This is a genomic window from Comamonas sp. UBA7528 (assembly GCF_002479375.1).
Classification (GTDB): Bacteria; Pseudomonadota; Gammaproteobacteria; order Burkholderiales; family Burkholderiaceae_C; genus Comamonas.
The window spans coordinates 144,164-156,644 of sequence record NZ_DLMU01000005.1; the positions used below are offsets into that span (position 1 = coordinate 144,164).

Below are 12,481 nucleotides of genomic sequence, written 5' to 3' on the forward strand. Positions count from 1 at the left end.
TTGTGGTCCAACGCAAAAGGCCGCTGAATTTTATAATCATGGTCTATGGCAGTCTGGGCTCTCGGCATCAACCATCACACGGCACCGTTGGATCTACGGGGCCGGTTTGCGTTCGCACTCGACCAGATTGCACCGACATTGACCGGTCTGCGCCAGTCGCTGACCAGTGCCACCCGCCACCCCGAGGTGGAAACGGCCATCATCTCCACCTGCAACCGCACCGAGATCTACTGCGCCGCCGACGCCCCCGCGCTTGACCACACGCTGGGCTGGCTGGCCCAGTCCGGCGGTGTCACCCCCGATGTGCTGCGCCAGCATTCCTACCTGCTGGAAAGCGGCTCGGTCGCACGCCATGCCTTCCGTGTGGCCTCGGGCCTGGACTCGATGGTGCTGGGTGAAACCCAGATCCTGGGCCAGATGAAGAACGCCGTGCGCGCCGCCGAAGATGCGGGCGCCCTGGGCACCACCCTGAACCAGCTGTTCCAGCGCAGCTTTGCCGTGGCCAAGGAAGTGCGCAGCTCCACCGAAATCGGCGAGCACAGCATTTCGATGGCCGCTGCCGCCGTGCGCCTGGCCGCCCAGCTGTTTGAAGACCTCTCCAAGATCCGCATCCTGTTCGTGGGCGCGGGCGAGATGATCGAACTGGCCAGCACCCACTTTGCGGCGCGCAACCCGCAGCAGATCACCATCGCCAACCGCACGCTGGAGCGCGGCGAAAAACTGGCGTGCCGCCTGGGCGCCAGCGTGATGCGCCTGGCCGACATTCCGGACCACCTGCACGAGTACGACGCCATCATCAGCTGCACCGCCTCCAGCCTGCCGATCATCGGACTGGGGGCCGTGGAGCGTGCGCTGAAGAAACGCAAGCACCGCCCGATCTTCATGGTCGACCTGGCCGTGCCGCGCGACATCGAGCCCGAAATCAAGGACCTGCGCGACGTGTACCTGTACACCGTCGACGACCTGGCCAGCGTGGTCAAGACCGCCCAGGCCAGCCGCCAGGCCACCGTAGCCCAGGCCGAAGCCATCATCGATGCCGGCGTGCTGAATTTCGTGCAGTGGATGGACCAGCGCTCCCTGGGCGGTGTGGTGCCCTTGATCCAGCAGATCAATGCCCAGGCCGACGAATGGCGCACCCTGGAAATCGCCCGCGCCAGAAAGCTGCTGGCCAAGGGGGAAGACATGGACACTGTGCTGGAAGCCCTGTCCCGCGGCCTGACCCAGAAGATGATGCACGGCACCATGGCGGCGCTGCACCAGGGCGATGCGGAAGAACGCGCCCAGACCGCCGCCACCGTCTCCCGCCTGTTCCTGCGCGCCCGTCGCAGCGACCGTTAGCGCAGACCACCTGCCAGGCTGCGGCCGCGCTCGGCGTGCTGCAGTCAGATCGCCCTCTCACGCCATATCCATCTGCGTGAGCAGCTATCCTTCGGATAGCACCCATCCGCCCCCTGCCCCGCCATGAAGCCTTTTTTGCGCAACCAGCTGGAGCGCTTTGCCCAGCGCCTGGAAGAACTGGACTTTCTGCTCTCCCGTGAAGACATCATGGGCGACATGCAGAAGTACCGCAGCATCTCACGCGAGCACGCCGATGTGACCGCCGTGGCCGGCCGCTACCAGCGCTACCTGCAGACCGAGGCCGACATCGCCGCCGCACGCGAGATGCTGGCAGACCCCGACATGGCCGAGATGGCACAGGACGAAATCAGCGGCGGCGAAGCCGCGCTGGTGCAGCTGGAGGACGAACTGCAGCGCCTGCTGCTGCCCAAAGACCCGGACGACGCCCGCCCTGCGTTTGTGGAAATCCGCGCCGGCACCGGTGGCGATGAATCCGCGCTGTTTGCCGGCGACCTGGCCCGCATGTACACCCGCCATGCCACCAATGTGGGCTGGAAGGTGGAAGTGATGAGCGCCAATGAGAACGAAATCGGCGGCTACAAGGAAGTGGTGCTGCGCGTGGACGGTGACAACGTCTACGGCCGCCTGCGCTTTGAATCCGGCGGCCACCGCGTGCAGCGCGTGCCCGCCACCGAAACCCAGGGCCGCATCCACACCAGCGCCTGCACGGTGGCCGTGATGCCCGAGCCGGACGAGCACCAGGCCATCACCCTGAACCCGGCCGATCTGCGCATTGACACCTTCCGCGCCAGCGGCGCCGGCGGCCAGCACATCAACAAGACCGATTCGGCCGTGCGCGTGGTGCACTTGCCCACCGGCATCGTGGCCGAATGCCAGGATGGCCGCAGCCAGCACAGCAACAAGGCCAAGGCTCTGCAGGTGCTGCAGGCGCGCATCCAGGAAAAGGAGCGCAGTGAGCGTGCCGCCAAAGAGGCCGCATTGCGCAAGGGCCTGATCGGCTCGGGCGACCGATCGGACCGTATCCGGACCTACAACTTCCCCCAGGGCCGCCTGACGGACCACCGCATCAACCTGACGCTGTACAAGCTGCTGGCAGTGATGGAGGGGGATCTGGGCGATGTGCTGGACGCGCTGCAGCATGCCCGCGAGGCTGAGCTTCTGGCCGAGCTGGAAGTCAACGGCTGAAGCCGAGGCTTGTGCAGACACACGCTGTGCTTGCGTACCGCCACGCTCCCCACGGTTCAGCCCGCCAACCCGCCCCGCAACCGGACAGACTGTCACCATGAACGCCCCCACCCTGGCCCAGGCCCTGCAGCACGCCACCCAGCGCGGTCTGGCCCGCATCGATGCGCAACTGCTGTTGCTGCACTGTGTGGGCCGGCAGGATGCCGGGCGCGCCTGGCTGCTGACGCACGACAGCGAGCCGTTGTCCCCCGCGCAGGCCGCCCAGTGGGAACAGTTGCTGGCGCGCCGCCTGAACGGCGAGCCCGTGGCCTATCTGACCGGCCACAAGGAATTCTTTGGCCTGCCGCTGCAAGTGGATGCCCGTGTGCTGGACCCCCGCCCCGACACTGAGATCCTGGTGGAATGGGCACTGGAAGTGCTGCAAGCGCTGCCCGCCCCGAAAGTGGTGGACCTGGGTACGGGCAGCGGCGCCATCGCGCTGGCCATCCAGCACCAGCGCCCCGACGCCCTGGTCACTGCGGTGGACTACAGTCAGGATGCCCTGGCCGTGGCGCGCGCCAATGCTGCGCAGCTGAAGCTGCCGGTGCGTGTGCTGCATTCGTCGTGGCTGGAACAGGTGGAAGGCCGGTTCGATGTCATCGTCAGCAACCCGCCCTATATCCGCGAGGACGACCCCCACATGCCCGCGCTGCAGCACGAGCCACGCCAGGCCCTGACCAGTGGTGCCGACGGGCTGGATGACATCCGCACCATCTGCGCCCAGGCCCCGGCGCACCTGGTGCCCGGCGGCTGGCTGCTGATCGAGCACGGCTGGGACCAGTCGGAGGCAGTCCAACAACTGCTGAAAACCGCCGGTTTCACCCAGGTGCACAGCCGCCAGGACCTGGCCGGGATTGCCCGTTGCACAGGTGGGCAAATACCGTGCGCACCCGGTGGTGGCCAGACAGTGAAATAATCAGAGGCAATGCTGCAGAGCAATGCGCCTGCAGCTCCCCTACAAGGAGAACCCCATGAGCGACGTTCAACAACGCATCGACCAACTGGTCAAGAACAACGACATCCTGCTGTTCATGAAGGGCAGCGCCAGCTTCCCCATGTGCGGCTTCTCCGGCCGCGCCATTCAGATCCTGAAGGCCTGCGGCGTGGAACCCAAGGCGATTTCCACCGTGAACGTGCTGGAAGACCAGGAAATCCGCCAGGGCATCAAGGACTACAGCAACTGGCCCACCATTCCCCAGCTGTATGTGAAGGGCGAATTCATCGGCGGCTCGGACATCATGATGGAGATGTACGAATCCGGTGAACTCAAGCAGCTGCTGGACGGCCAGGCCTGAGGCACCGCACGCCATGCACCTGCTGGGACCAATGCCAACTCCGATGACCAGTCTGGCTGGCATGGCCCCTGCTTTGTCCGAAACCGCCCTTCTGGGCGGTTTTTCGTTTCTGGCCGCATGGCAGCGGCACGGAATCCCTCCTGCCTGCATGCGAAGGAGGCATGCACAATGGTGACGCTAGGCAGTCACCAGCCACCCCACTGACCTATGACCTTGACCCAAAGCCTGCTCATCATTGCCCTGCTGATAGCCGCCAGTGCCTTCGTGGCCGTGGCCGAAATTTCCCTGGCCGCTTCCCGCCGTCTGCGCCTGCGCCAGATGGCCGACGAAGGCGACCCCCGTGCAGAAAAGGCCATGAAGATGCAGGAGCAGCCCGGTGACTACTTCACCGTGGTGCAGGTGGGCCAGAACGCCATCGCCATCCTGGGCGGTATCGTGGGCGAAGGCACGTTCAGTGCCGGCTTTGCCGAGCTGCTGGCCTGGTGGCTGCCAGCGGGCTCGGCGCACAGCGCGGGTTCGGTGCTGTCCTTCTTCGTCATCACCTCGCTGTTCATTCTGTTCGCCGACTTGCTGCCCCGGCGCCTGAGCATGACCGAGCCGGAATACCTGCTGGTGCGCGTGCTGCGCCCCATGCAGCTGTGCATCACCCTGTTCAAGCCCATCGTCTGGTTCTACAGCCGCATCACCGATGCGCTGTTCCGGCTGTTTGGCCTGCCGGACAAGCGTGACGAGAAAATCACCTCGGACGACATTCTGGCCATGACCGAAGCCGGTGCCCGCGCCGGCGTGCTGGCCCGCCGCGAGCAGCAGGTCATCGCCAATGTGTTCGAGCTGGATTCGCGCACCGTGTCGTCGGCCATGACGCAGCGCGACCGCATCGCCTACTTTCTCCGCGACGATCCGGACCCGGTGATCCGCGCCCGCATTGCCGAGGAGCCCTACTCCACCTACCCGGTATGCGATGGCGATATCGACCATGTGGTGGGCTATGTGGACGCCAAGGACCTGTTCCAGCGCGCGCTGAACAACCAGCCCATCTCGCTCAAGGACGGCAGTCCCCTGGTGCACAAGGCGCTGATCGTGCCGGACCGGCTGACGCTGGCTGAGGTGCTGGACCAGTTCCAGCAGGTGCACGAAGACTTTGCCATCATCCTGAACGAGTACAGCCTGGTGGTGGGTGTGGTCACGCTGAACGACGTGATGAGCACGGTCATGGGCGACCTGGTGACCCCCGATGACGACGAGCAGCAGATTGTGCGCCGCGACACACACTCCTGGCTGATCGACGGGGTCACACCCATCGACGACGTGCTGCGGGCACTGAACCTGGAAGAGATGCCCCACGAAGAAGAGTACGAGACCCTGGCCGGCTTTCTGATGGTGATGCTGCGCCGCGTACCGCGCCGCACCGACAGCGTGAACTGGGGGGGCTACAAGTTCGAGGTGATCGACGTGGACAGCTACCGCATTGACCAGGTGCTGGTTTCCCGCCTTTCGGACGACGGCAAGACCCCGCTCCCCCCCGCCCCGCCGGCGCCCGAGCTGCCCCCGCCGCTGCACACCGGCGTGGCCCATCCTCCCCTCCAGTCGCCGCAGCAGCCGGCGGCCGGACGCGAAAACCCGACCCCCAGCGTGCCCTGAGCACCCGGCCTGTGTGCACGGCATGAAAAAAAGGCAGCCACGAGGCTGCCTTTTTTTGCTCATCGCGCTGGCGCGGGGGCTCAGTTCAAGCCCAGCCGGCCCTTCAGGTCCGACAGGATGTCGCCCGCCGCGATCTTGGTGGCTTCGGTATCGCGGCGGTGCTGGTACTCGACCACACCGTCCTTCAAGCCACGGTCACCCAGCACCACGCGGTGGGGCACGCCGATCAGTTCCCAGTCGGCCAGCATGGCGCCGGGGCGCTCGTCACGGTCGTCCAGGATCACGTCCACGCCCAGTGCCAGCAGTTCGCGGTAGAGCTGCTCGGCGGCGGTTTTCACGGCTTCGCTGCGGCCCATGCCGATGGGGCAGACCACCACGGTGAAGGGTGCAATCGCGTCGGGCCAGATGATGCCGCGCTCGTCGTGGTTCTGCTCGATGGCCGCGGCCGGCAGACGGGTCACGCCAATGCCGTAGCAGCCCATTTCAAAGTGCTGGGGCTTGCCGTTGTCGCCCAGGAAGGTCGCACCCATGGCCTGGGAGTACTTGGTGCCCAGGTAGAACACGTGGCCGATCTCGATACCGCGCTCGATGGCCAGTGCACCGGCGCCGTCGGGCGAGGGGTCACCGGCCACCACGTTGCGCAGATCGGCCACCAGGGCGGGCTCGGGCAGATCACGGCCGAAGTTCACGCCCGTGATGTGGAAGTCTTCCTCATTGGCACCGCAGACCCAGTCGGCCATTACCGCCACATCACGGTCCACCACGATGTTCACGGGCTTCTTCAGGTTGATGGGGCCCAGGTAGCCGGGCTTGCAACCGAAGTGGTCTTCGATCTCGGGCACCGAGGCAAAGCGGAAACCGGCCAGACCGTCCACCTTGCCGACCTTGATCTCGTTCATCTCATGGTCGCCGCGCAGCAGCAGCAGCCAGACCTGGGTCTTGGCAATCAGACCCTTGTCGTCCAGCTCGTCGGTGGCCAGCACCAGCGACTTGACGGTCTGCGCCAGCGGCAGACCCAGCTGGGCGGCCACTGATTCGCAGGTGCTGTTGCCGGGCGTGGCGACCTTGGCCATGACCTGGCCGGCCGCAGGGCGGGCCTGGGTGGGAGCCAGGCTTTCGGCCTTTTCAATGTTGGCAGCGTAGTCGCTCTGGGGGCAGTAGACGATGGCGTCTTCACCCGTGGAGGCAATCACCTGGAATTCCTCGCTCAGATCGCCACCGATGGCGCCCGAGTCCGCCCGCACCGCGCGGTACTGCAGGCCGAAGCGGTCGAAGATGCGCTTGTAGGCTTCGCGCATGGTCTGGTAGCTGATCTGGGCGGTGTCGCGGTCCTTGTCGAAGGAATAGGCGTCCTTCATGATGAACTCGCGGCCACGCATCAGACCGAAACGCGGACGGCGCTCATCGCGGAACTTGGTCTGGATCTGGTAGAGGTTCTTGGGCAGCTGCTTGTAGCTCTTGAACTCCTGGCGGGCGATGTCGGTGACCACTTCTTCGGAAGTGGGCTGGATCACGAAGTCGCGCTCATGGCGGTCCTTGATGCGCAGGAGCTCGGGGCCCATCTTCTCGAAGCGGCCGGTTTCCTGCCACAGCTCGGCAGGCTGCACCACAGGCATGGTCACCTCAATGGCCCCGGCGCGGTTCATTTCCTCGCGCACGATGGCTTCGACCTTGCGGATCACCCGCAGGCCCATGGGCATGTAGTTGTAAATGCCTGCACCCAGTTTTTTGATCATGCCAGCCCGCGTCATGAGCTTGTGGCTGACCACTTCGGCGTCGGCCGGAGCTTCTTTCAGGGTGGAGATGAGAAATTGGGAAGCTTTCATGGGCAGGAAAACGGAATATCGGGTCGGCGACCTTGCCGGGTGCAGAGCACCGTGCATAATGGCCGCAATAGACAAAATTGGGGTTCGATTATGCTTGACCGGGACGGATTTCGCCCGAACGTCGGCATCATCCTGCTCAACCACAAGAACCAGGTGTTCTGGGGAAAACGCATCCGCACCCACAGCTGGCAATTCCCACAAGGCGGCATTGATCGGGGCGAAACGCCCGAACAGGCCATGTTCCGGGAACTGCATGAAGAAGTGGGGCTGAAGCCCAACCACGTTCGCGTGGTGGCCCGCACCCGGGATTGGTTGCGCTACGAGGTGCCAGACCGTTACATACGCCGTGACGCGCGGGGCCATTACAAGGGGCAAAAGCAGATCTGGTATTTGCTGCAGCTGACCGGACACGACTGGGATTTGAACCTGCGTGCCACCGACCACCCCGAGTTTGATGCCTGGCGCTGGAACGATTACTGGGTGCCGCTGGATGTGGTGGTGGAGTTCAAACGCGGGGTGTACGAACTGGCCCTGACCGAACTGGCCCGCTTTCTGCCCCGCCATGAACAGCGCAATCGCTATCTGCGCAGCGGCATGCGGGGACGCGATGGTTCTCCGCTGGCCGGCGAGCCCGATCCCCTGATTCCTCCGCAGCGCACCGGCCTGCTGCTGAACCCGGGGCTGGAACTGCCTCCCGGCGCCAGCTTTGACCCGGACCCCCAGGCACCCCAGTCCTGAGCGGCATCCGCAGCCGGTCTGATCCCCAACAAAAAAGGAGTGGCATGCCACTCCTTTTTGCATGGCCGCCGCACGGCCTGTAGCGCGCTCCGGTGCGCTTCAGTGCGTCGTCAGCACCATGTTGTCGCGGTGCACCATTTCCGGCTCCGCCGTGTAGCCCAGCAGGCGCTCGATCTCGCTGGAAGCATGGCGGCACAGCAGCCGCGCTTCGGAGCTGGCGTAATTGGCCAGGCCACGGGCCAGCTCCTGGCCCTGCGGGTCGCGCACGGCAATGACTTCACCGCGTGAGAAATCCCCCTCCACCGCCGTCATGCCGATGGGCAGCAGGCTCTTGCCTTCTGCGCGCAGCACGCGGGCGGCACCTTCGTCCACCGTCACGGCACCACGCAGCTGCAGATGGTCCATCATCCACTGCTTGCGCGCCTGGTTCTTGTGTGTGGGCGCCACCAGCAGCGTGCCGATGGCTTCGCCGCGCGTCAGGCGCAGCAGCACGTTCTGCTCGCGCCCCCAGGCGATCACGGTGGAGGCGCCCGAACCGGCGGCGCGCTTGGCCGCCAGAATCTTGGTCAGCATGCCGCCCTTGCCAATGCTGGAGCCTGCGCCGCCGGCCATGGCTTCCAGCGCCAGGTCTCCGGCCTGGGCCTCGTGCACGAACTGGGCATCGGGGTTGCTGCGCGGATCGGCGGTGTACAAGCCCTTCTGGTCGGTCAGGATCACCAGCGCATCGGCTTCCACCAGGTTCGCCACCAGTGCACCCAGGGTGTCGTTGTCGCCAAACTTGATTTCGTCGTTGACGACGGTGTCGTTTTCGTTGATCACCGGCACCACACCCAGCTGCAGCAGGGTCAGCAGCGTGACACGGGCGTTCAAGTAGCGCTCGCGGTCGGCCAGATCCGCATGGGTCAGCAGCACCTGGGCACTGCCCACGTTCTGCTCGCGCAGCTTGGTTTCGTACATCTGCACCAGGCCCATCTGGCCCACGGCCGCCGCGGCCTGCAGCTCGTGGAGTTCCTTGGGACGGCTGGCCCAGCCCAGGCGCTTCATGCCTTCGGCCACGGCGCCGCTGGAGACCATGATGACTTCGCGCTTGCTCCCGTCATCGCCATGCACCAGGCTGGCCAGCTGGCGCGACCACTCTTCAATGGCCGCCTCGTCGAGGCCGCGGCCCTCGTTGGTGACCAGACTGGAACCGACCTTGACCACGATGCGGTGGGCATCGCGCAGCACATTGGAAGCCATGAAATATCAGCGTTTTTAGGCTCTGGCGCACTCTGCAGGCGCGCCAACAGCGATTGAATGGAAAACAAAACAGCGCCCATGAGCGCTGTTGGTTCTAGCGGTGCAGCTCAGTCCGCATCGCGGGGGGCGAAACGGGGATCGTTGCTCAGATCGAGTCCGCTGTCATCGGCATCGGCGAAGCGGGGATCGATGTCCTTGGGGTCCGGTGCCAGTTCGGCCAGCTGCTGCGCACGCACATGCTGGTAGATGGTCTTGATCAGCGGCTCGCAGCCTTCGCGGGTCAGCGCCGAGATTTCAAACACCGGGCCCTTCCACTTGAAGCGTTTGACGAAGTCCTTGACGAGGGCCGCTCGCTCTTCGACCGGCACCATGTCCAGCTTGTTCAGCACCAGCCAGCGCGGCTTGCTGTGCAGGCCTTCGTCGTACTTGCGCAACTCTTCCACAATGGCCTTGGCCTGGGCGACGGGGTCCACCCCCTCGTCGAACGGGGCCATGTCCACCACGTGCAGCAGCAGGCGGGTGCGTTGCAGGTGGCGCAGGAACAGATGCCCCAGGCCGGCGCCCTCGGACGCACCTTCGATCAGGCCGGGAATATCGGCGATCACAAAGCTCTGCTCCGGGCCCACGCGCACCACACCCAGGTTGGGGTGCAAGGTGGTGAAGGGGTAATCGGCAATCTTGGGGCGGGCGTTGGAGACGGCGGCAATGAACGTCGACTTGCCCGCATTGGGCATGCCCAGCAGACCCACGTCGGCCAGCACCTTCAGCTCCAGCTTCAGATTGCGGCGCTCACCGGGCCAGCCTGGCGTCTTCTGGCGCGGGGCGCGGTTGATGGCGCTCTTAAAGCGCAGATTGCCGAAGCCGCCATCGCCGCCCTTGGCAATGGTGATCTTCTGGCCGGCTTCGAGCAGCTCGAACAGCACTTCGCCGGTCTCGGCGTCGGTGATGATGGTGCCCACCGGCATGTTCAGGGTGATGTCATCGCCAGCCGCGCCGAACATGTCGGAGCCCATGCCGTGCTGACCGCGCTTGGCTTCATGGCGGCGCGAATAGCGGTAGTCCACCAGGGTGTTCAGGGCCGGATCGGCCACGGCGAACACATGGCCGCCACGGCCGCCGTCGCCCCCGTCCGGACCGCCGAATTCCTTGTACTTCTCGTGCCGGAACGACACGCAGCCATTGCCGCCATCGCCTGCGGCAATGTCAATAAAAGCTTCATCGACGAACTTCATGGGGGATCCCGTTCCACTGAAATAACCGGCGCATCCGGCACCGGGCAAGCATACCGTCTGGCGCACAGCGCCGGGTATGGCAGGGCTTTCGCCCGGAATAAACAACAAAGCCCCGACTGTGCGGGGCTTTGCCTGGGTCGGTGAAGACCGTCTGTTTAGACGGGAGTCACGCTGACCGTGTGCTTGGACAAGGCGCCCTTGGTTTCAAAAACCACATTGCCTTCGACCAGAGCAAACAGGGTGTGGTCCTTGCCCACGCCGACATTGGTGCCGGGGTGGAACTTGGTGCCACGTTGACGCACGATGATGGAACCAGCGCTGATCAGCTGACCACCAAAGGCCTTCACACCCAGCATTTTTGGCTTGGAATCACGTCCGTTGCGCGTAGAGCCGCCGCCTTTTTTCTGTGCCATGACTGAGCTCCTTCAGAATTAAGCAGCAACCGCCACGATTTGCAGTTCGGTGAACTGCTGGCGATGGCCTTGGGACTTGGCGTAGTGCTTACGACGACGCAGCTTGAAGATGCGCACCTTGTCGTGCTTGCCGTGAGCAACCACAGTTGCCTTCACAGTTGCGCCGGACACCAGGGGCGTGCCAACCTTCAGTTCAGCGCCGTTTCCGACTGCCAGAACCTGGTCGATCACGATTTCCTGGCCTACGTCCGCAGCAATCTGTTCTACTTTGATTTTTTCGCCAGCAGCAACGCGATATTGCTTGCCACCGGTTTTTATGACCGCGTACATGTAAACCTCTTTCAAAGGGGAATCGTCCACGGACTAATTTCCATGGAGCCGAAGATTGTACCACCTATTCCAGATTTGTGTGCAAGGCCTGAACAACACGCCCGAGTGGGCGCCCTAGGGGCACTGCAGCTTTCCTATAATCCGGCCTCTCGAAGGCGGCATATCTTGACTACAGTTCATTCCAACACCAACCCGCTGGCCCTCATCGCCGATGACATGCGCGAAGTTGACCGCGTCATTGCGCGGTGCCTGACCACCAGTGTTCCGCTGATCGGCCAGATCTCCCAGTACATCATTGCTGCAGGTGGCAAACGCCTGCGCCCTGCGCTGCTGCTGATGGTGGCTCGCTCCCTGGGTTGCGAAGATGCCCGCCGCTTCGACCTCGCGACCGTGGTGGAACTGATCCATACCGCCACCCTGCTGCACGACGACGTGGTGGACGAGTCCACCCTGCGCCGTGGCCGCCCCACGGCCAACGAGAACTTCGGCAACCCCGCCAGCGTGCTGGTGGGCGACTTTCTGCACACCCGCTCCTTCCAGATGATGGTGGCGGCCGGCAATATGCGCATCCTGCAGGTGCTGTCGGATGCGACCAACATCATTGCCGAAGGCGAGGTACAGCAGCTGATCAACACCCACGACGCGTCGCTGAGCGAAGCCGGCTATCTGCATGTGATCCGCTCCAAGACGGCCAAGCTGTTCGAAGCCAGCACCCAGATTGCCGCCATCCTCGCCGGCGCCAGCCCGGAGCAGGAAGCCGCCAGCGTCACCTACGGCCAGGCCCTGGGCACCGCCTTCCAGATCATTGACGATGTGCTGGACTATGACGGCGATGCTGCCGAAATGGGCAAGAACCTGGGCGATGACCTGCGCGAAGGCAAATGCACGCTGCCGCTCATCATTGCCATGCAGCGCGGCACGGCCGAACAGGCCACCGTGATCCGCGAAGCCATCGAGCAGGGCTCCACCGACAAGCTGCCGGAAATCCTGGCCATTGTGCGCGGCACCGGCGCCCTGGACGCCACCCGCCAGGCCGCCCACAACGAAGCCATGCGCGCCATGCAAGCGCTGGACTCCCTGCCCGCCAACACGCACACCGACGCCATGCGCCAGCTGGCCTCGCAGCTTTTGCTGCGCCGCACCTGATTTGGGTTTAGAATTTCAGCTTCCGCTTGCAACGCAGG

Annotated in this window: 12 protein-coding genes; 7 read left to right on the forward strand and 5 right to left on the reverse strand. The window is 64.4% G+C overall.

Annotated elements, in window-relative coordinates; genetic code table 11:
• The first annotated feature begins 45 nt into the window (after nt 1–45).
• The 5 genes from hemA (at nt 46) to paeA (ending at nt 5,519) form a co-directional block, all read left to right on the forward strand.
• Nucleotides 46–1,338: a glutamyl-tRNA reductase gene (gene hemA / locus B3349_RS06540; protein ID WP_291587443.1), complete on the forward strand. Its 1,293-nt coding sequence runs from the start codon at nt 46–48 to the stop codon at nt 1,336–1,338.
• A gap of 123 nt (nt 1,339–1,461) precedes the next feature.
• The gene (prfA, locus tag B3349_RS06545) at nt 1,462–2,544 is read left to right on the forward strand and encodes a peptide chain release factor 1 (protein WP_291587444.1); all 1,083 of its coding nucleotides are present in this window, start codon (nt 1,462–1,464) and stop codon (nt 2,542–2,544) included.
• A gap of 97 nt (nt 2,545–2,641) precedes the next feature.
• The gene (gene prmC / locus B3349_RS06550; protein WP_291587445.1) at nt 2,642–3,499 is read left to right on the forward strand and encodes a peptide chain release factor N(5)-glutamine methyltransferase; all 858 of its coding nucleotides are present in this window, start codon (nt 2,642–2,644) and stop codon (nt 3,497–3,499) included.
• 55 nt (nt 3,500–3,554) lie between these two features.
• On the forward strand, nt 3,555–3,878 hold the full coding sequence (gene grxD / locus B3349_RS06555; protein WP_066540866.1) for a Grx4 family monothiol glutaredoxin: 324 nt from the start codon (nt 3,555–3,557) through the stop codon (nt 3,876–3,878).
• Nucleotides 3,879–4,085: 207 nt separating this feature from the next.
• Nucleotides 4,086–5,519 (forward strand): polyamine export protein PaeA, encoded by a 1,434-nt coding sequence (paeA, locus tag B3349_RS06560; protein WP_291587446.1) that lies wholly within the window; start codon nt 4,086–4,088, stop codon nt 5,517–5,519.
• Nucleotides 5,520–5,599: 80 nt separating this feature from the next.
• On the opposite strand, the gene B3349_RS06565 is transcribed toward paeA, so the two are convergent.
• Complete coding sequence (locus B3349_RS06565) at nt 5,600–7,345, reverse strand: proline--tRNA ligase (RefSeq protein ID WP_291587447.1); 1,746 nt, start codon at nt 7,343–7,345, stop codon at nt 5,600–5,602.
• A gap of 90 nt (nt 7,346–7,435) precedes the next feature.
• On the opposite strand from B3349_RS06565, the gene B3349_RS06570 reads away from it, so the two are divergent.
• On the forward strand, nt 7,436–8,083 hold the full coding sequence (locus tag B3349_RS06570; RefSeq protein ID WP_291587448.1) for an RNA pyrophosphohydrolase: 648 nt from the start codon (nt 7,436–7,438) through the stop codon (nt 8,081–8,083).
• 99 nt (nt 8,084–8,182) lie between these two features.
• On the opposite strand, the gene proB is transcribed toward B3349_RS06570, so the two are convergent.
• The 4 genes from proB to rplU all read right to left on the reverse strand — a co-directional run bounded on the left by proB (nt 8,183) and on the right by rplU (nt 11,297).
• Nucleotides 8,183–9,322: a glutamate 5-kinase gene (gene proB, locus B3349_RS06575; RefSeq protein ID WP_291587449.1), complete on the reverse strand. Its 1,140-nt coding sequence runs from the start codon at nt 9,320–9,322 to the stop codon at nt 8,183–8,185.
• 107 nt (nt 9,323–9,429) lie between these two features.
• Nucleotides 9,430–10,554 (reverse strand): Obg family GTPase CgtA, encoded by a 1,125-nt coding sequence (cgtA, locus tag B3349_RS06580; protein ID WP_066540538.1) that lies wholly within the window; start codon nt 10,552–10,554, stop codon nt 9,430–9,432.
• Nucleotides 10,555–10,709: 155 nt separating this feature from the next.
• Complete coding sequence (rpmA, locus tag B3349_RS06585) at nt 10,710–10,967, reverse strand: 50S ribosomal protein L27 (protein ID WP_066540535.1); 258 nt, start codon at nt 10,965–10,967, stop codon at nt 10,710–10,712.
• A gap of 18 nt (nt 10,968–10,985) precedes the next feature.
• A complete protein-coding gene (rplU, locus tag B3349_RS06590) occupies nt 10,986–11,297 on the reverse strand; it encodes a 50S ribosomal protein L21 (RefSeq protein ID WP_066540532.1) in 312 nt (103 codons plus the stop codon).
• Nucleotides 11,298–11,513: 216 nt separating this feature from the next.
• On the opposite strand from rplU, the gene B3349_RS06595 reads away from it, so the two are divergent.
• Nucleotides 11,514–12,443: a polyprenyl synthetase family protein gene (locus tag B3349_RS06595; RefSeq protein WP_291587922.1), complete on the forward strand. Its 930-nt coding sequence runs from the start codon at nt 11,514–11,516 to the stop codon at nt 12,441–12,443.
• Nucleotides 12,444–12,481: the final 38 nt, after the last annotated feature.